Source organism: Staphylococcus caprae (genome assembly GCF_003966625.1).
GTDB classification, from domain to species: Bacteria; Bacillota; Bacilli; order Staphylococcales; family Staphylococcaceae; genus Staphylococcus; species Staphylococcus caprae.
The window spans coordinates 2339147-2359525 of record NZ_AP018587.1; the positions used below are offsets into that span (position 1 = coordinate 2339147).

The 20379-nt window shown below is 34.3% G+C and carries 22 protein-coding genes; 6 read left to right on the top strand and 16 right to left on the bottom strand.

Annotation, left to right across the window (positions count from 1 at the left end; genetic code table 11):
- Position 1: 1 nt before the first annotated feature.
- The 3 genes from mvk to pta form a co-directional block, all read right to left on the bottom strand.
- Positions 2–922: a mevalonate kinase gene (gene mvk, locus JMUB898_RS11305; RefSeq protein ID WP_002441198.1), complete on the bottom strand. Its 921-nt coding sequence runs from the start codon at positions 920–922 to the stop codon at positions 2–4.
- 677 nt (positions 923–1599) lie between these two features.
- On the bottom strand, positions 1600–2439 hold the full coding sequence (locus JMUB898_RS11310) for a lipoate--protein ligase family protein (protein ID WP_002441196.1): 840 nt from the start codon (positions 2437–2439) through the stop codon (positions 1600–1602).
- A complete protein-coding gene (gene pta, locus JMUB898_RS11315; RefSeq protein ID WP_002441194.1) occupies positions 2439–3428 on the bottom strand; it encodes a phosphate acetyltransferase in 990 nt (329 codons plus the stop codon). The genes JMUB898_RS11310 and pta overlap by 1 nt, the downstream gene beginning before the upstream one ends.
- A 172-nt stretch (positions 3429–3600) precedes the next feature.
- On the opposite strand from pta, the gene hemQ reads away from it, so the two are divergent.
- The 3 genes from hemQ (at position 3601) to JMUB898_RS11330 (ending at position 6273) form a co-directional block, all read left to right on the top strand.
- A complete protein-coding gene (gene hemQ / locus JMUB898_RS11320; RefSeq protein ID WP_002441192.1) occupies positions 3601–4350 on the top strand; it encodes a hydrogen peroxide-dependent heme synthase in 750 nt (249 codons plus the stop codon).
- A gap of 692 nt (positions 4351–5042) precedes the next feature.
- Positions 5043–5807: a threonine/serine exporter family protein gene (locus JMUB898_RS11325; RefSeq protein WP_002441191.1), complete on the top strand. Its 765-nt coding sequence runs from the start codon at positions 5043–5045 to the stop codon at positions 5805–5807.
- Between the two features lie 13 nt (positions 5808–5820).
- On the top strand, positions 5821–6273 hold the full coding sequence (locus tag JMUB898_RS11330; RefSeq protein WP_002441189.1) for a threonine/serine exporter family protein: 453 nt from the start codon (positions 5821–5823) through the stop codon (positions 6271–6273).
- Positions 6274–6350: 77 nt separating this feature from the next.
- On the opposite strand, the gene JMUB898_RS11335 is transcribed toward JMUB898_RS11330, so the two are convergent.
- The 4 genes from JMUB898_RS11335 to JMUB898_RS11350 form a co-directional block, all read right to left on the bottom strand.
- On the bottom strand, positions 6351–7823 hold the full coding sequence (locus JMUB898_RS11335) for an APC family permease (protein WP_002441187.1): 1473 nt from the start codon (positions 7821–7823) through the stop codon (positions 6351–6353).
- Positions 7824–7950: 127 nt separating this feature from the next.
- A complete protein-coding gene (locus JMUB898_RS11340) occupies positions 7951–8319 on the bottom strand; it encodes a DUF423 domain-containing protein (RefSeq protein ID WP_002441185.1) in 369 nt (122 codons plus the stop codon).
- 24 nt (positions 8320–8343) lie between these two features.
- Complete coding sequence (locus JMUB898_RS11345; RefSeq protein ID WP_002441183.1) at positions 8344–8706, bottom strand: DUF5327 family protein; 363 nt, start codon at positions 8704–8706, stop codon at positions 8344–8346.
- Positions 8707–8717: 11 nt separating this feature from the next.
- Positions 8718–9368: a uracil-DNA glycosylase gene (locus JMUB898_RS11350; protein ID WP_002441181.1), complete on the bottom strand. Its 651-nt coding sequence runs from the start codon at positions 9366–9368 to the stop codon at positions 8718–8720.
- Positions 9369–9537: 169 nt separating this feature from the next.
- Here JMUB898_RS11350 and JMUB898_RS11355 point away from each other — a divergent pair, with 169 nt between their 5' ends.
- The 3 genes from JMUB898_RS11355 to vraX all read left to right on the top strand — a co-directional run bounded on the left by JMUB898_RS11355 (position 9538) and on the right by vraX (position 12093).
- A complete protein-coding gene (locus tag JMUB898_RS11355) occupies positions 9538–10521 on the top strand; it encodes a choloylglycine hydrolase family protein (protein ID WP_002441178.1) in 984 nt (327 codons plus the stop codon).
- Positions 10522–10627: 106 nt separating this feature from the next.
- Complete coding sequence (gene thiD / locus JMUB898_RS11360; protein WP_037541527.1) at positions 10628–11458, top strand: bifunctional hydroxymethylpyrimidine kinase/phosphomethylpyrimidine kinase; 831 nt, start codon at positions 10628–10630, stop codon at positions 11456–11458.
- 464 nt (positions 11459–11922) lie between these two features.
- Complete coding sequence (vraX, locus tag JMUB898_RS12700) at positions 11923–12093, top strand: C1q-binding complement inhibitor VraX (protein ID WP_002441175.1); 171 nt, start codon at positions 11923–11925, stop codon at positions 12091–12093.
- Between the two features lie 310 nt (positions 12094–12403).
- On the opposite strand, the gene JMUB898_RS11365 is transcribed toward vraX, so the two are convergent.
- The 9 genes from JMUB898_RS11365 to nagB all read right to left on the bottom strand — a co-directional run bounded on the left by JMUB898_RS11365 (position 12404) and on the right by nagB (position 20020).
- Positions 12404–13816, bottom strand: a complete 1413-nt coding sequence (locus tag JMUB898_RS11365; RefSeq protein ID WP_002441172.1) for an MFS transporter — start codon at positions 13814–13816, stop codon at positions 12404–12406.
- 190 nt (positions 13817–14006) lie between these two features.
- On the bottom strand, positions 14007–14267 hold the full coding sequence (locus JMUB898_RS11370; RefSeq protein WP_002441170.1) for a hypothetical protein: 261 nt from the start codon (positions 14265–14267) through the stop codon (positions 14007–14009).
- Position 14268: 1 nt separating this feature from the next.
- A complete protein-coding gene (locus JMUB898_RS11375) occupies positions 14269–14634 on the bottom strand; it encodes a hypothetical protein (RefSeq protein WP_002441168.1) in 366 nt (121 codons plus the stop codon).
- On the bottom strand, positions 14609–15748 hold the full coding sequence (locus JMUB898_RS11380; RefSeq protein WP_002441166.1) for an acetyl-CoA C-acyltransferase: 1140 nt from the start codon (positions 15746–15748) through the stop codon (positions 14609–14611). The genes JMUB898_RS11375 and JMUB898_RS11380 overlap by 26 nt, the downstream gene beginning before the upstream one ends.
- Before the next feature lie 2 nt (positions 15749–15750).
- On the bottom strand, positions 15751–17112 hold the full coding sequence (locus JMUB898_RS11385) for an AMP-binding protein (protein WP_002441163.1): 1362 nt from the start codon (positions 17110–17112) through the stop codon (positions 15751–15753).
- A gap of 112 nt (positions 17113–17224) precedes the next feature.
- Entirely contained in the window at positions 17225–17872 is a 648-nt protein-coding gene (locus tag JMUB898_RS11390) for an HAD family hydrolase (protein WP_002441162.1), read from the bottom strand.
- Positions 17873–17998: 126 nt separating this feature from the next.
- A complete protein-coding gene (gene hxlB, locus JMUB898_RS11395; RefSeq protein WP_037541132.1) occupies positions 17999–18547 on the bottom strand; it encodes a 6-phospho-3-hexuloisomerase in 549 nt (182 codons plus the stop codon).
- Between the two features lies 1 nt (position 18548).
- The gene (hxlA, locus tag JMUB898_RS11400; protein WP_037541131.1) at positions 18549–19181 is read right to left on the bottom strand and encodes a 3-hexulose-6-phosphate synthase; all 633 of its coding nucleotides are present in this window, start codon (positions 19179–19181) and stop codon (positions 18549–18551) included.
- A 104-nt stretch (positions 19182–19285) separates the two neighbouring features.
- A complete protein-coding gene (nagB, locus tag JMUB898_RS11405; protein WP_002441156.1) occupies positions 19286–20020 on the bottom strand; it encodes a glucosamine-6-phosphate deaminase in 735 nt (244 codons plus the stop codon).
- Positions 20021–20379 lie beyond the last annotated feature (359 nt).

Below are 20379 nucleotides of genomic sequence, written 5' to 3' on the forward strand. Positions count from 1 at the left end.
TTTACCCTCCTAAATGTTCAATCCACGTATGTGCTGCGCCTGCTTTTTCAACTGCTGCTACAATGTTCTTCGCAGTTTGTAAATCATGCGCAAGAAGAAGCATGCTACCACCACGTCCTCCGCCAGTTAATTTACCAGCAATGGCACCATGTTCTTTACCTATATTCAATAATCTTTCAATTTTATCATGACTTACTGTGAGTTGTTTTAAATCTTCTTGGCATTGATTAAAGATGTCCGCAAGATGATTAAAGTCATGCTTCTCAATTGAATCACTCGCTTCATGTACAAGTTTACCGATATGTTCAACATAAGTCATATATTCAGGATTCTCACATAAAATATGAACGTCTTCTACGGCTTGCTTAGTAGAACCCTTTACGCCAGTGTCTATAACGACCATGTAACCGCCAAGTTGCAGTGATTTAAGGGTTTCTACATGACCTTGTTTGAACCAGACAGGTTTGTTAGAAACAATCGTTTGTGTATCAATACCACTTGGTTTACCATGCGCTATTCGTTCAGCCCAGTTCGCTTCTTTAATCAATGTTTCATCATCTAAAGGTATGCCCATAAAATCATAGCTCGCTCTAACAAAAGCTACAGCGACTGCTGCACTAGAACCTAATCCTCTTGAAGGTGGTAAGTTCGTTTGAATTTTCACTGAAAGTGGTTCTTTCACCCCACTTCTCTCTATAAAGCGATTAACAATAGACTTTAGATGTTCAGGCGCATCATATAACATACCGTCATATACATCACTTGTAATAGAAGAGTAATTCCCTTCTTCCATGCTTTCGATTAATATTTTAATTTTACCGGCATTAAATGGGATAGCGATGGCTGGTTGACCAAATGTTACTGCGTGTTCACCAATTAGAATAATCTTTCCGGTAGACTCCCCGTATCCTTGTCTAGTCATGTTTTCTCACCTTTTATATACCTTCTCTATACTTTTTGTTAAATTGATTCATCGACACTGCGTTATTAATTATATTTTTGAAAATGTTAAATACATCGTTTTTCGACTGTTTTAAACGTCACTTAAATGACTATTTTAGCGAAAATTAAGGTATTATCGCTACTGTTTTAACATGTAATATATCGTAAAAAGAAATTTTTCACTACAAAAGAGTATAATAACTCTTTTTCAAATACATCACAACACTTTAATATTATAAAACTCTCCTAGAGAGTTATCAAAATCATGAATTATATTTACCTTTAACTTCAAATATGTAAACATTTAATAATTTTTTACTAAAGTTTTCTAAAATTTTCCACCTCAACTATAATACTACAAAATGTGGTGAGAATATATACAAAGCTGTTTATTATATTTTAATTTAGTTACTTTTTCAGTATGTTTGATTTGAATTGAGATAAAAAAGAAAGTCAGAAGTGGCATAGAAATATAATTTAGCAAAATTGTTTTCTGTGGCATGGCCCCCACCTTGGTTTGGCTTGAAAGAAGATTGATATATTCGCATTTAATTCAAACACATACTTCAAATATGTTAAAAGAGGTTGAGATAATCAATATATCCCAACCTCGCTATTTAACTTACTCATCTATTTATTGATACATATGCTCTTACTTTATAAGTCTAATTTTTGATGCATCTTCGCATTACGTTCGATCATTTTCTCAAAATATCCTTCATAGCGTTGCCATTCATCATCAGTGACAGGATCCATATTCAGACGAGCACCTAAATCTTTTAGAGCGTATAAAAGTAAGAACATGACATCCTGAACTTTAATTTCTCTATTTAAAAGTGTTTCGAGTGAAGCCATGCATGAAGGATCAATATTAGGAAAATGAAACTTGGTCGTTTCACCTTTCAGCGCATGTTGATAAAATTCTCGCATCATGCTAGCACGGTCAGAGCCTGAACCTTCAACACATAAGTAAATTTGTACCGCAATGCCACCACGAACGCGTCTTTGGGATATACCGGCGAATTTCTTACCATCAATGCTTAGGTCAAACTTGCCGGGACAATAGGAACGCTCTATTTCATGAGTAGATATCTCTACATCTTCATCTTCAAACATTTTGCAGATAAGAAGGTACATGACAGTGAATGCCTCGTCTATCGTCGCTTCAGTTTGTCCTTTGAATATAAGCGAAATATTCAGCACACCTTGATCTAATACGACGCCAAGTCCGCCTGAATTTCGCACAATCGCATTGTAGCCTGCTTCATTAGTAAGGTAACGGATTCCATCGCTTAAGAACGGTAAACGGGAGTCATGTATACCTAAAATAACGGTATGTTGGTGAATCCAAGTACGCACAACGTTACACGATAAATCTTTACCTACACTCTCTGAGAACGTATCATCAAATGCAAAAGATTGCATTGGCTCTAGACCACTCGAATGGTCTACATAACGCCAGTCGATTTGATTAAAATATTTACTTGATAAGTCCATTATTGTAGTGATTGAGCTGCAGTAATAATAGATAAGTTATACACATCTTCTATTGAGCAACCACGAGATAAATCATTAACTGGTGAGTTTAAACCTTGAAGTACAGGTCCCACAGCGTCATAACCACCTAAACGTTGCGCAATTTTATAACCAATGTTACCCGCTTCTAAACTAGGGAAGATAAACACATTGGCATCGCCTTGGATTTTTGCACCGGGTGCTTTCTTTTCAGCAACACTTGGTAAGATGGCTGCATCAAATTGAAACTCTCCATCAATAACAACATTCTCAATGTTGTCAGCTTCAACTTTTTCTTGTGCTAATTTCAATGCATCTTGAACTTTAGTTACGTCATCAGATTTTGCTGAGCCTTTCGTAGAGAAACTTAACATCGCTACTTTAGGTTCCATTCCAAAACTTTGTGCAGACTTAGCACTTTCAACTGCAATTTCTGCTAGTCCTTGCGCATCTAGTTCAGGATTAATCGCACAATCACCAAAGATATATTGTTCATCACCTTTAATCATGAAGAAAATACCAGAAGTTTTGGACACGCCCGGTTTTGTTTTGATAATTTGTAAAGCTGGACGCACTGTGTCACCAGTTGAATGCGCAGCACCACTTACTAATCCAGCTGCTTTGCCAGTGTAAACAAGCATTGTACCGAAGTAATTCACATTTTCCAGTAACTCCTCTGCTTGTTCTTTAGTCGCTTTTCCTTTTCTGCGTTCAACAAACGCATCTACAAGTTCAGGTTTTAAATCACTTGAAGAAGGATCGATCATTTCAATATTAGCTATATCAAGAGATTTTTCTTCTGCTAAAGATTTAATTTTGTCCACATTACCTAAGACAATCGGTGAAACATAATCTCTTTCCTGTAATTGTGTTGCTGCCGTTAAAATTCTTTCATCTTCACCTTCAGGTAATACAATTTTTACATTTTTTCCAGATAGCTTGTCTTGTAAAACATTTAATAAATCAGCCATAATGTCCTCCTCAATTCACATTCATAATAACGTTTACATCTCAGATTATACGTCATTTTGTAGTAGAATTCCATTTCACCTAATTGTAATCATTTACTTAGGAGTTCGTTGTTTTTTTATGATAAAATTTAATTTGAATTGGCTAAGAATTTAGATATAAGGAGCGATAAATATGAGTGAAGCAGCTGAAACTTTAGACGGTTGGTATAGTTTGCATTTATTTTATGCAATGGATTGGACAACTTTCCGTTTAGTTCCAGAAGAAGAACGAGAATCTATGATTTCTGAATTGAAATCATTCGTTGAAGATAAAACGAGCGCTAGAGATTCACATACTGGCGATCATGCAATTTATAATATTACAGGACAAAAAGCAGATTTATTATTATGGTTTTTACGCCCTGAAATGAAAGATTTAAATACCATTGAAAATGAATTCAATAAATTGCGTATTGCCGATTATTTAATCCCTACGTATTCATATGTTTCAGTGATTGAATTAAGTAATTATTTAGCAGGCAAATCTGACGAAGACCCGTATGAAAATCCACACGTAAAAGCAAGATTATATCCTGAACTTCCACATTCAGAATATATTTGTTTCTATCCAATGGATAAACGCCGTAATGAAACATATAACTGGTATATGTTACCTATCGAAGACCGTAAAAAATTAATGTATAACCATGGTATGATTGGTCGTAAATACGCTGGTAAAATCAAACAATTCATAACTGGATCTGTTGGTTTCGATGATTTTGAATGGGGCGTAACACTTTTCTCTGATGATGTATTACAATTCAAGAAAATCGTATACGAAATGCGCTTCGATGAAACAACTGCACGTTATGGCGAATTCGGTAGTTTCTATGTAGGCCATATTTTAAATACAGAAGACTTTAATGAATTTTTCAATATATAATGTTTAACTAGGGAGTGGGACAACGAAATTAATTTTCCTAAATTATATTTCAGCCCCACTCCCTTAACTTATCTACAGAGCATATTTAACGTAACAGATTGTAAGAAAACAGTATTCAATCAAGCAATCATATTCACTAAAAAGCACATGAGTTTTGAATTCATGTGTAAATTTTATTCACCACAGAAATACGAAGTATTGATATATGAGTCTTAATTTAAAAAGTTGTCTACAGTCTATAAGCACTAGCTGATGATTTATTTATAATATGTGATGATTTCAAATAAGCTATCTTTTTCAAAAAAAGAAACACACTCCGGAGAACTCGAAGTGTGCTTCCTAGTAGTATCCTTAGGAGAACTTTAACCACTACTACGTATTAAGTTAACTTTAGAGAATATACAGTCGCTACCCAATATATCCTTTGTAATCGTTAACTAATATTTCATTAACCATTTTGAAATATTTGAAACATATTAAAATGATAATAGTACACTCTTTCGGTATAAATTCATTATTAGTTTAAAAATAATGCTATTTTAATAAATTAATTATACTTTCCCAGCTCTTCATTTATCCTTCTCACAAGCTCCCTTCAAACTTGTGCCGTCAAACGCTGGTTGTGGTCTTTTCAAATTACTTCTACTATAATAATAATTAAATTCATAATATTTTAAAAATTTGGTGATGTCATGACTATTAATTCAAATGAAACAGCGCATGAAAGTCTCATCAAGGACGTGGTCATGTTAGCTGCACGTATATTATTAGAATCTGGTGCTGAAGGTACTAGAGTAGAAGATACTATGTCACGTATTGCTATGAAGCTGGGTTATTCTGAAAGTAATAGCTTTGTAACAAATACTGTAATTCAATTTACCCTACATAATGAGTCCTATCCGCGTTTATATAGAATTAAATCTCGCGATACAAATTTAATTAAAATTTCTCAGGCTAACGAGATTTCAAGACAAATTACTCATGGCTCTATCAGTCTTGAAGATGCAAAGAAGAAATTAGAAGAAATATATGTAGCTAAGAGAGACAGCAGTCTTCCCTTTAAAGGTATAGCAGCAGCGATTATCGCGGTAAGTTTTCTGTATTTACAAGGGGGACGTCTTATTGATATCGCTACAGCCTTACTTGCTGGAAGTATTGGTTATCTTGTTGTTGAAATTTTAGACCGTAAATTACATGCACAATTTATACCGGAATTTCTAGGTTCGCTTGTTATTGGTATCATTGCCGTTTTAGGACATTCCCTTGTACCAAGCGGAGATCTGGCAACAATTATTATTGCAGCAGTGATGCCGATTGTACCTGGTGTATTGATTACAAATGCCATTCAAGATTTATTTGGTGGGCATATGTTGATGTTTACAACTAAATCTTTAGAAGCATTAGTCACTTCATTTGGTATCGGTGCGGGCGTAAGTTCCGTTTTAATTTTAGTTTAGGAGGCGGTTAGAAATGTTTTGGATATTTAACTTCATATTTAGCTTTCTCGCCTCACTCTTTTTCTGTGTGATATTTGATGCACCAAGAAAGTTATATTTATCATGTGGCTTCGTAGGTGCTTGCGGTTGGATGGTTTATATTCTTTTCTTTGATGGATTGGAAGTTCATACGATTTATTCAAGCTTCTTTGGTAGCTTAGCTTTAGGCTTGTTAAGTCACTATATGGCTAGACACATGAGAGAGCCTGTGATTATCTTTATGGTAACCGGTATCATTCCATTAGTACCAGGTGGTCTGGCTTATGATGCAACCAAAAATTTAGTGCTACTTCATTTCAGTACTGCAATTAATACAATGCTTGAAGTCACGCTAATAGCTGGAGCCATTGCGTTAGGCTTATTATTTGCAGATCAAATTTCAAAAATTGTTATTTCAGGGTTCGACCGTACTCGAAAAAGATTATAAGACATAAATAAAGTGGAGGCTATGGATTTTGTCCTAGCACTCCACTTTTTAAATAACGCATAAAAGTATTTTTAAATCTATTTATTAGGTTCATCAATCATGTCTTCGACTTCATTTTCAGAGCGATTAAGAATAAGTCGACTGAGTTCGTCATTATCCATTCTCTTAAGTTTTGGATAACGTATAAAGAAGAATACTAATCCAATGACTAACCAAATAGCCAATGCAATATAAGATGGTCCTGGCAGTGTTGCTGGAGATCCAGGGATAAGTAATAATCCTAAGAAAATGAATGATACGATTGAACCAATTATTGCAAATGTTTTATATATCGGTGCATACGTATTACTTTGTTTATCATAACTAAATAATTTCGCTGCTGATAGGCAAGTAATGAAGTATGCAATAGAGACACCAGTTGACGACATGGTAACAATCCAATTTAATGCATTACGGCCTAACCAAGGCGCTACTAATGCTACCGCCACTAAGAAAATGATTGCTACATATGGCGTCTTATATTTACTATGCAATTTGCTGAATACTGTAGGCATAATTCCTGAACGTCCCATAGAGAATAACAGACGACTTGAACTCATTAAGAAGCCGTTTAAACCTGTAAAGATACCCATCGCAATCGCAATAGCTAACACACCAAGGCCAATATAACCAAAGGCTTCTTGAGTTACTGCTCCAGTTAACCATAAGTTACCATTTAAACTTTTCGTATGCGTACCTAACCAACCTGTATAAAGTAACATCACAACGTAAGTTAATGATGCTGCAAGTAAACTATAAACGATTAATTTAAATGTTTTGTTTGGTGCGAAATCAAATTCTTCAGCTGTTTGTGGAATATTATCAAAGCCTACATATGCCCATGGTGCAATGGCGACAATCATAATAATAGACTTAAACCATCCTTTATCAGAATTAGCTAAAGGCTGTAAATTACTGATTTCGAAGTTGTTACCAAAGAAAGATCCAAAGAACATAAGTAACACAACGATAACCATCGCTACACAGAAATAATATTGTAGTGAGCCTGAGACACTTGCACCTCTAATAGCTACAAACATAAAGATTAATAATAGTACTGTAGCTATAATGATTTCAGTTATGTAGACATCCCAACCTGCAACAGTATAAAGCTTCCCATTATTTAATACGTTAGGTAACAAGAATTTGATTAATAAACTAAACGCCGTTGCATTAAGTGCTACGACACAGACATACCCAAACGTTAAAAACCATGACGAGAAGAAACTTACATATCTCCCAAAACTTAAGAAACTAAAAGCAAATGCGCCACCTGAAACTGGAAATTTCTCAACTAAGGCACCATAGCTGACAGCGATTAAAATCATTAATAGTGCCCCGATAACAATACCTATTGAGGATGCAATCGGACCTGATTGTTTAATCCAATCTCCAGGTAAAATAAAGGCGCCCCATCCTATACATGAGCCGTAAGCGATAGCCCACACAAATTTTTCAGATAGGTTTTGCTTAAGGTCACCTCTATCTACTTGTTTATTTTTATTTTCCATAAATAAAACTCACCTCGAAGGTATCCTATACCCAAAAAGGTGAGTTTTTAATCTGTAATTTTTTGTAAAATTTTAGGGTTTCAATCGTTTTAAAAGTTAACTATTTTAATGTGCGCTTAGTAATAATTTATCCAGCAAATTTAAATGTTGCGATAATGAGCATAAGCCATCCTGCTATAAACAATACGCCTCCAATTGGCGTAATCGCACCTAAAATACGAATTTGAGTTAAAGCTAAGATATATAAAGAACCGCTAAAGAAGACAATTCCGAAGAACATTAGCCAGCCTGCCCAATTAACATTAATTGCTGTTGTACCACTAATGACACCAATAACTAATAGTCCTAAACCATGATACATTTGGTACATTGTCGCTTTTTCCCAGACGGACATGTATTTTTCTGATAACTTATTCTCTAAACCATGTGCACCAAATGCTCCTGTTCCTACAGCCATCATCGTGTTGAGTGCACCTAAAATTATAAATAATTTCATCATTTCAATTGTGCTCCTTTTTAATTAAAAATCGAAAATAGATTCGCCATTTCCTATATTGTCATCTGTTGACATTAAATTTGAATTTGAAGTATGTGCATTTTTCATAGATTGAGGCACTTTTCCACCCATTGCTTCAATTTCTGCTGCTGTCACTTCACTCTTATGTGAAGTTGACTGACTTTCTTTCTGATTAGCAGATGAGAAAGTATGGTTCACAGATGTTTGGCTCATATTATGAGATGAAGTTTGACTATCATTTGAGGTATATAAAGAAGTTAAAGTATGTATCGCATACATATGCTTTTCAAATTCAGATTCAGTTTGCGCTTCATCCGCTTGTACGAGTTCTTGTTCGATCAATTGAATCAATTTATCTTTATTCATTGCCAATCACCTTAACCTTCGCACCAATTGATAGGTGCTTTGCCTTTAGATTGCAAATAGTCATTAGTTCTAGAGTATGGTTTCGAACCAAAGAAACCTCTAAACGCAGATAATGGACTTGGATGAGGAGATTTAATAACTAGATGCTTAGATGTATCAATAAGTTTTTCTTTTTGTTGTGCTGGTTTGCCCCACAAAATAAAGACCACATCTTCGCGATGTTTTGAAACTGCCTCAATGACTTCATCTGTAAATATTTCCCAGCCAATATCTCTATGAGAATGCGCTTCACCTTGTCTCACTGTAAGTACAGTATTTAATAATAATACGCCTTCTCTGGCCCAATCTTGTAAATGTGGTGAAGTTCTATGGCAACCAATATCATCTTCTAGTTCCTGATACATATTTTTTAATGATGGTGGAAATTTAGCATTAGGTTGCACTGAAAATGCTAAACCATGTGCTTGATTAGGTCCATGATAGGGATCCTGACCTAGTATAACTACTTTAATATTTTCAAACGGTGTTAACTCGAATGCTTGGTAAATGTTCTTTCTATCAGGGTATACAATTTGCGTCGTATACTCCTTTTCTAAGAAGTCGTGCATTGCCTGAAAGTCATGTCGTGACGTTATATCATGAAAAATTTCTGACCATTTCATCGTATTCACCTCTCGCCATATTTTAACATATCCAAGCGTAAGAGGTGATGTTTATTATAATATGCTAGAGCTAATGTAAACTGTTTAGTTTTAAAAGTTTACAAATTGAGTGATTTTGACTATAGTACTACTAAATCATTAATTTTCTATAAGTTTGGAGCGTAGACATATGTGTACTGGTTTTTCATTTTTCACAAAGAAAAAACATCATTACTTAGCTAGAACAATGGATTTCGCATTCGAATTTAATGGTATTCCTACAGTTGTACCACGTCATTATAACTATCAATTTGACTTAGAGTCTGAAATGCGTCTTGAATATGGATTCGTCGGAACAAATCTGAAGGTTGGTCGATACCGTTTCGGGGATGGTATTAATGAACAAGGCGTAGCTATCTCCAATCACTACTTTACAGGTGAAGCTTCCTACAGTAGTCATAGAAGATACGGATATTTAAATTTAGCTCCCGAAGAATTCATCGTATGGGTACTCGGCTTCATTAAAAATGTTGATGAGTTAAAACAAAAAGTGAAGACAATTAATATTATGAATGAGAAAAACACTACTTTAAACGTCGTTCCCCCATTACACTTTATTATCACAGATAACAGTGGTCATACGGTTGCTGTTGAACCTCATAACGGCTTACTTATCGTTAAAGATAACCATGTTAAAGTGCTAACAAATGCCCCTAAGTTAGAATGGCATGTTGAAAATTTAAGAAATTATGCATTTCTACAACCTGAAAAATCAGCAAATCAACTTGTAGGAAAAGTTTTAGTGCGTTCAATGGGTTGTGAAGCTGGTACGAATGGCTTACCTGGAGGTTATACTTCCACTGAACGCTTTGTAAGAGCGACATATTTAAGACATCATCTTCAATCCGCAGACGATGAAGATATTAACCTTATGAATTGTTTTAAAATTTTAGATTCTGTAAGCATTCCTCAAGGCGCTGTACTTGATGCTGGTGAAACACATTACACGCAATACCAACTGGTGATGGATAGTAAAGATAAAACTTATTACATTAAGCCGTACTTCAGCAATCAACTTTTCAAAGTTCAATTAACTGAAGAAGTTTTAACTAAAGACGAAATGACGTTTCTTCCTATTAATTCTAAATTGATGATGTCTGAATTAAATGGCTAATATGGTGATTTGTGGACCTCATTTTCAATAAGTATAAATATTTAGCTTACCCGATAAACGTGGTATGATTAAAGATATATTAGAATTTAACGGGAGTGAATCGATGATGGCTTTAAAAAAAGTATTAACAATTGCAGGTTCTGATACTAGTGCTGGCGCTGGTATGCAAGCGGATCTTAAAACTTTCCAAGAATTAGATACGTATGGAATGGTAGCTTTAACTTCTATCGTAACAATGGATAAAGAAACTTGGTCACATGATGTGACACCTCTAGATATGGATGTCTTTGAAAAGCAACTTCAAACAGCAATTTCTATCGGCCCAGATGCAATTAAAACGGGAATGTTAGGTACGGAAGAAATTATCAAACGTGCTGGCGAAGCATTTGAAGAATCTGGTGCGAAATATTTCGTAGTGGACCCAGTCATGGTATGTAAAGGTGAAGACGAAGTACTTAACCCAGGAAATACTGACGCTATGATTAAATATTTATTACCTAAAGCTACTGTTGTAACTCCAAACTTATTTGAAGCTGGTCAACTTTCAGGCTTAGGAAAATTAACTTCCATTGAAGACATGAAAGAAGCTGCTCAAAAGATTTATGATGCAGGTACACCTCATGTCATCATTAAAGGCGGAAAAGCATTAGATCAAGATAAATCTTACGACTTATATTATGACGGACAAACGTTCTATCAATTAACGACTGACATGTTCCAACAAAGCTATAATCACGGAGCAGGTTGTACGTTCGCAGCTGCAACGACAGCTTACTTAGCGAACGGTAAATCTCCAAAAGAGGCTGTCATTGCTGCCAAAGCCTTCGTTGCTTCAGCAATTAAAAATGGATGGAAAATGAATGATTTCGTCGGTCCAGTTGACCATGGCGCTTACAACCGCATTGAACACATCGACGTAGATGTTACCGAGGTTTAAAGAAGCACTGCATTTTTATAAAAAATGCTAGTACTTCTTATGGGAGTGGGACAGAAATATAATTTAGCAAAATTATTTTCGTTGTCCCGCTCCCAACTTTCATTGTTTGTAGAATTTCTTTTTAAGAAATTCTCTATGTTGGGGCCCCGCCGGCAAGGATGGCTAGGATTAAAAGAAGCTTGATATAAGCGCACTTTTAATTCAGACATCTACTGCCAATATGTTAAAGGAAGCTGAGACGATTAATTATGTCCCAGCTTCGTTTTTTCATGAGAAAATAGCTTCACGTCAATGATTGGGCACATTGAAATTTGATATATATTTTCTCTCAATTTCTAGGTACAAAGTCCTAGATTGTTCTCCGATGTTCGTTGTATAAAAAGTTGATACCATAGGCCCATGTTTTTCTATGGAAATTCATTTACTATATAAAGTGTAGAGAGACAAAGGAGGAAATGAACAACATGATTATCTACAAGCAAAATATAGAAAATGGAGTACCGATTTACGAAATCATAACTAAATCTTTCAAGACAATTACAGTAAAATGTGATGAGACCTTCAATAAATTTGAAATCTATAAATTGCTCTCTCTACTAGAAAATGACGTTGACAACATGAGAATGAGTTATTAAAACAAAGAACGTTATTTTCACACCTAGACAATGCACAAAAATCCAATTAAGAATTTGAGAATTAGAATTTGTTTTCTAATAATTCCCTAAACAGATGCGCTTTTAAAGTTTTCTGTCCCCTAACTCTTTAGACTTTTAAAGCCATTCTATCATCCCTAAAAAACTCACCTTAATATGTAAAAACGTTAATGTTAGCTAAAATTGTCCCTAATAAGCTCAGAGAGAACCTTTGAGCGTTGCTAACATTAGCGTTTTAATTTTTTGTATGAAAAAGGCAAGGCGTCTCGGCGCCTTGCCTTCAAATATAATTTTAGAAATCTTCTTTTTCTTTTCTTTCTTTAACCCACCATAAAGCTTTTTTCGGATTATCTTCATAGTATTTTCTATCTTTTTCATTGTCCACGTTAGGATAAGAACCTTTAAGCGACTTACCTGCAGTGCTGACATGCAAGAATGTAATTACTAAGAATCCGATTAAACTAATCGCAGTTAAATAATAAGCGGGTGCTAAAATATTTCCAGTTCTCTCTACTAGCCAAGAAGCAAGTAATGGTGTTGTACCACCAAATAGAGAAACAGATACGTTAAATGTTACAGATAATGTACGATACCTAATATGCGTATAGAACATTGTTGGTAATGAACCTGGCATTGTGGCTTCATATGTTGATAAGAAGAAACCTAAAATAAATACACCAATAATAATTAAAGGTAATGATTTAGTACTTAATAAACTGTACGCCACGATACTTAATAAAGTAAGACCGCCTGTACCTATTAAGAATACTTTTTTCTCACCAACTTTGTCTGCCAATTTACCAAACATTAAAGCTAATGGAATCATCATTGCCATCACACATGTGATAAGTACACTCGTAGTTGTTTCATCTAGCTTAACAACCTGACCGAGGTAAGTTGGTAAGTATGCCGTTACTGAATAGTTTGTAACGTTAAAGAATACTACCGCTACGAAACAAACTAAAATATCTTTGTAGTAGTAACGGATAATTGTAAAGAATCCAATGTTATCTCTTTGTGGCGTAGTCGCAACATCATTTTCATATACAGGTGATTCTTCAAGTTTACGACGTAAATAAAGTCCAAATAAACCTAAGAATAAACCTAAAATAAATGGAATTCTCCAACCCCATGCTTGCATTTGATCGTGATTAAGGAAGAAGCTTAGTATAGCAATCATAATTGAAGCTGCAATGTAACCTGAAAGCGTACCAATTTCAAGTCCACTTCCTAAACTATTACGACGTTTATCTGGTGATGATTCAGCAACATATGTCATAGCGCCGGCATATTCCCCACCAGTTGAGAAACCTTGTAAAACCCTAGCAAGTAGTAATAATATAGGCGCCCATAAACCTATAGTATCGTAATTTGGCAGCAAGCCTATCGTTAGCGTAGATAGCGCCATTAAAATAATTGTAGTAGTTAATACAACTTTACGTCCGTATTTATCCCCAATGATACCAAATACAATACCACCAATAGGTCTTAATAAGAACGCAATGGCTAAAGCTGCAAATGTTAATATTTGTTGTATTTGAGGATTTTGTACTGGAGAGAAGAAATTCGCTCCTATGTATGCAGTCGTGTACGCATAAACCCCAAAGTCAAACCATTCCATGGCGTTACCGATTCCGGTAGCTACGACGGTTTTTTTCGCTTCTTTACCGTCTACCACATTAATTTGATTTTTATCGAAATCCATTTCAATAACACTCCCTTGTGATATGTTACATAATTATACGTTGTTAATCTCTAATGTCAAATTAATTCAAGTTTAATAATTTTCAATAATTCAAGTTTATTCATTTTACAGATATTTAATTTTGACATTTGAAATTGCTTTCATTAATTATGATTACCGGAAATAAAACTTTAAAAATATAATTTTTAATCTAAATTCTTAATATTACTAATTTTACCCCGTCTAAATTATTCGAAACTTTTATTTTCGTTTCATCCTCAACAAAAAAACGTATATCATCATGTATATCAATGGGTCTGAGATATTTAATTTTATAGTTATCCCAGTGAATGTTAAGCTCTGAAAATGCGATTTCGCATACCAATTGACCTGGAACAATTTCATTGTGAACTGGATTTTTATCGTTAACTAATGATAAATATGTTTCAATTAATTCATTTGAAATTTTCATTTTAACGCTTTACCTCGATAAATTCTTGTTCTATATATATACATTTATAGTTATTTTTATTAATTTCCAAACTATATCTATACTTGACAATATTTTTGATTATTTTCTCTGAAATTTTGCGTAAAATCGCGCTATAGTCTTCATTAGTTACTAATTTATTAATTTCTTTAATATATGTCTCTTTTAAAATTAAAGTTTCCTTTACAAAACTTTTATAAATTTCAAATTCAGGCCATAACTTTGCACACATCAAAGTAGGAACGTGACCATTGAATTCTATATTGAAAAGGAGACAATATTTTTGAACATCACTTTCATGAAACGTAACCGTTCTTCTTTCTTCACCATCTTTCAAATAATACTGCATTACCCATGCCTCCCCCTATCCCCATAGTAGCAATAGATCTATAATAGGATTTCATATGAAATAATCGAGCGACTAAAGCTGCTCCACTTGCACCATATGGATGGCCAGATGCAATGGCACCACCCCATCGATTCAGTTTCGCAATCGGTATATTCAGTTCATCCTGGCATGCGATGACTTGAGAACTAAACGCTTCATTAAGTTCCAATGTATCGATAGCCTCCATACTTATATTGGTTCTTTTCATCAACTTTGTTACAGCTGGCACTGGACCTATACCTAAATACTTAGGATCAACACCCACTGTGCTACTTTCTATAAATTTTAATCCCTCTTTAAAACCTAACCTTTTTGCAAGTGATTCTTCCATAATAAGCAGTAAAACTGCCCCATCATTTTTCATGCAACTATTTCCTACTGTAACAGTACCTTCATTTAGCAAAGGTTTAAATCTATTTAATTTTTCTAAAGTAAGTCGTGGTTTAATACTTTCGTCTCTATCAAACCAAGCACCTTTAACTTTAATAGGAAGTATTTCTCGGGAAATATTCCCGTTATTTATATGTTCATTGGTCAATTGATGACTTCGATAGGCAAACTCGTCTTGTCTTTCTCTTGAAATGTGGTATGTTTGAGCGACATTTTCTGCTGCTTCAATCATTGAGGGATCTTGCCCATCAGGTGCAAATGATGCTCTTTCGAAGAATTGAGGAAACTCCGCTTCATAAACTGATTGTGGACGTTTTAGTTTCCATGGCGCTCTACTCACACTCTCCACACCACCAGCAATATAAACTTGGCCCGCATTACTCTGTATCATCCTACACGCTTGGATGATGGTTTCTAATCCTGACCCGCATTGTCGATCTATAGTAACACCTGGAATCGTGTGGCTTAAACCTGCTTCAAGTAATGATTTCCTAGCAATATTCCCACCATTGCCAACTGTATTTCCAATTATTACGTCCTCAATATATTCCATTATTTCAGGGTATTCTTCCTTAAAATGATTAAACAATGGTTGTAACAATTGCTCAGGTTCTAAATGCTTTAAGTTTCCACCATATTTACCAAAAGTCGTTCGTTTGGCAGCAACAATCACTGGTTGCTTCATGATTATATCTCTCCATTCAAATATTTAGATTTCATCTTTCCTCTAGCAATTTTTCCAGACTCTGTATAAATCATAGCGTCGATTTTCTTTATTTTAGACGGAACTTCATACCTAGAAAGATACTTCGTTAAATACTGTTTCAACTTTATATATTCCAATTCTTCATTACCTGTATATAACAGAACTAATATTTCTCCAAATTTGTGATGAGGTTGACCAATAATTATCGCCTCTTCAACACAATTAAGCTTCATTACCAATCGTTCAATTTCAGATGGATAGACATTCACACCGCCAACTATAAGTCGGTCACTCTTCCTACCCACTAAATATAAATTTCTGTTTTCAAAATAGGCATAGTCACCTGTCTCAATCCATGTTTCATCAACTACGTGTTCATTTACATATCCACTAAATGTCATGTCACTTCGCACCATCAATAAACCGATTTGATTCGAATCTTGCTCTAAAAGTTGAATTTCAACATTCGGAAACAGTGTACCAACCGACTGCTCCGGTGCTGATTGATTCAAGTTATAACTTATAAAACTTGCTTCAGAAGTACCGAAAAACTCGATTAAATCTATATAAGGATAGCGTTGTGTCACATTGTCGAATTGCTCTTTTGAAAGCTTCGCTCCACTACTAAAAATAGTTTTAATATTAGAAGCATATAAATCTTTATTAACAAGTTGATGGAGCATTGTCGGCACAACAAACAAAGCACTCGGTTGATGAACCTTGATTATGTTATCTATTAATGCTTCTGCATTAAATACTTTTTGTCCGATAAATGTTCTTCCAGTAAACAATGCGTAAATACACGCATATAGTGAGAGTGAATGCGATAGAGGCCCAGGCGCTACAATCACTTGTGACGTATGATTAATTAATTTTTCATTTTCTTCATAAGAACTTAACCACGAAGGTTCATTCCGATAATAAGCTTTAGGCAAACCTGTCGTTCCTGAAGTAAATCCAATGTGAAGTAACGGATTTTTAATATTATCTTCAAAGTTTTTATCATCACATCCAGTTGAAAGTAACTCTTTATCTTGAATTAACCATTCAATTTGATACTTCTCAACGAGTTGCTTTACTGTAGATTCACTCCATTGATGATTTAAAAAGCATGGAAGACCACCAAGATTATGAATTGCGAAATAATTAATAAGATTATTTATAGGATGATCGCTCAATAAACCTACTCTCTCATTCTTTTGGATATCAGTTAATAGATTCGTTCTTTCATCAATCACTTGAATGAACTCTCTATAGGTAAACTTCTCTTCATCAAAGACGAGTGCTAATTGATGAGGTTTACTCTCTGAAAAACGATATAAATTTTTTACTATTTCTAACATGTCATCACCATATGTAAACTTTATACATTAATATGTTAACATTATTTACTGCAGAACTCATCGCAAAAAAGAACGCCTCAACTTCCATCACAGAAATTAAGGCGTTATATACTTATAAAATTGTAATAATTTCTTCTGGTTCATTAACTACATAATGAGGATTTTCTTGTAATAAATCATGAGCAGATTGTGCTCCCCAAGTCACCACACATGATTTAATATTTGAAGCATTGGCACTTTTAACATCATAAATTGTATCGCCAATATAAACTGTTCGACCTGAATTCAAATGATTATTTTGAATCAGCGTCTGTAACGTTTCATGATGTGGCTTCAAATGTTCCCTTGAATGTAATCCTAACGCATCTGTCATAAAACGATTCAGTCCCAAATAATTTAAGTGCTTTGTCACAACATCTGATTTTTTACTGGATACCACAAAGAGTTTTTTCTTTTTATTATGTAACAATTGCAGCATTTCGCTGATGCCTGCATATTCTTTTAAATGATGTACCTCATAACGATCATAGTATTGATGATACGCTTGGATAAATGCTTCAACTTGTGCTTTCGTCACATCTTTATTAACTAAATACTTAAATCCCTCTTCTAAAGGTTGATTCATTACTTTTAATATCTCTTCTTCACTAGGTATTTCTAATTCTAAATTTTTAAAAGCTTCTTGCGTTGCATACACATGACATGAAGTCGTATCTGCTAAAGTCCCATCAAAATCAAAAATATAGTTGTCAAAATTCATGATGTTTCACCTCTTAAATAGTAATCACATTATAAATATACACTTTTTTGATTAAAATTTCGATAAATTGTAAAAAAAGCCATCGACTTTGTATCAAATTCACAAAATCAATGGCTTAATTATTCATTATTCTAAATTTGCATGGTTCTTCTGCATTGTTTCTTCATCAATGTGAAATGCATCCATTAATGGTATTACCACGCTATCTAAAAATACGAGCGATGCTTGTTCAAACAAACTACCTAATGGTTGCTTTGAACCTTCAACCTCATGTTTAGTCCCTGCCGGTAATTCAACTATTGTTTCAGCTAATTCTCCAATAGAGGACTCAGCTTTTGTAGTAATCAAGACAACTTTTGCACCGATTGATTTTGCTTTATCAGCTAATAATCTTAAGTGCTCAGTTGAACCTGATCCTGAAATAATAATAAATAAATCATGTTCTTTAATAGATGGTGTTGTTGATTCCCCTACAACAAACGCATCTTCACCAAGTTGATTTAAACGCATCGCAAAACTATTTGCTACAAAACCTGAACGGCCTTTGCCGGCTACGAAGATTCTGTCTGCACCAATGACATCATTCGTAAAGCGTTCATAATCCGTATCATCAACATGAGATAACGTATGCTCTAATTCTTCAAGTATAAGACGGTAATTATTAAATTCTGACATCCTATCTACCTTCAATCGCATCGCGACATTGTTTTGCTGCTTCTACAGGATCGTCAGCATTTGCGATACCGCCACCAACAATAACTAAATCTGGTTCTTCGGCAACAATATCTTTAATTGTATCTGGTTTAATACCACCAGCTACAGCGACTTTAGAGTTTTTAATCACTGATTTAACAGTACGTAAACTATCTAATGGTGATTGACCTTCAGCTTGTAAGTCATAACCAGTGTGTACAGCGATATAATCTGCACCCATTTCATCTAATTCTTTCGCGCGTTTTTCTAAATCTTGAACGGCAATCATATCCACTAATAATTCTTTACCATGTTTATGCGCTTCTTCAACTGCAGCTTTAATTGAAGCATCTTCTGCTACACCTAAAATAGTTACAACATCTGCGCCAAATTTAACGGCTTGGCTTACTTCATAATCTGCTGCGTCCATAATTTTTAAATCTGCTAATACTTTTGCATTATTAATATTTTCATTTAAGTGTTGTACTGATGGTAAACCTTCATTAATCACAATCGGTGTACCAATTTCAACAATATCTACGTATTCTTCAACTTTTTTCGCTAATTCAGCGGCTTCTTCTTTATTTAATAAATCAATTGCTAATTGTAATTCCAATGAAAACATCCTTTCATTTTCGAGTATTTAACTCTTATATGAACGTGTTTACCCTTCATTACTTTTTTAAAACTGACCTAAATATAATCACCTTAGCGATGTTCTTATTCATTACTGTCTGGTGCCGCTTCATCATCTACATATACTTCCACATTCGGATGGGCATGTAAAATTGTAGAAGGAATGTCTCTTGTTACTTGGTTCGTCATCAATTTATGAATGGCTTCTTTCTTTTTTTCACCAAATGCTAGTAAAATAATTCGTTTCGCTTTTAATATACTTGCAAGTCCCATTGAAACTGCTTGTTTTGGTACATCTTGCTCACTTTCAAAATAACGACTATTTGCACGTATTGTACTTTCAGTTAAATCAACAATATGTGTCTCGCTATGCAAATCCGTACCTGGTTCATTGAATCCTATATGACCATTCTCACCAATACCTAATATTTGTATATCTACTGGTCCTTTATCATTGAGTAATTGATTATAACGTTCTGCTTCCTCTTCTAAATGCTTGCTATCCCCTTTTGGTATATGAATATTACCCTTTTTAAAATGAGGATATGCGTTAAATAATACTTCGTCCATGTAATGATGGTAACTTTGAGGATGCTTAGGCTGTAACCCGACATATTCATCTAAATTAAATGTTTCTACATGTGAGACGTCTAGTTGATTCTTTTCTAATAAACCTACTAAATATCGATATACATCAGTCATTGTCCCGCCAGTAGCTAGACCTAACTTGCTATTAGGTTGTTGACTCATTTCTTTAAATAGTTCACACGCTACGTAAAATGAAGCAAGTTTTTTTGTACCTAAATTGATGATTTTCACTTTAAACACCTCGGCATATTTTAATTCTGTCTACTTACACCTTTCCAACTTACCATTATAATATACTCGTTATATACACATTTAACAAAATATAATTCTTAATTTAAAGTAATTTAACAAACTTAAATATGTCCTCTTTAATCCGGTATTGAAAATTTTCCTAACTAAATCAAGCATTCGTGTACAAATATTTAACGCTTTCTAGTAAAATAGATAGATAAACGAATTTGCAGATATTCTATTATCGCATTATGTTATTTATAGCCATCATTTTTAAATCAATTATGAATAATAGATGCTTTATAAACAAACAAGTTGCGATATACCTTTACTAAAGCTTTACAATAGACTGCAAATGA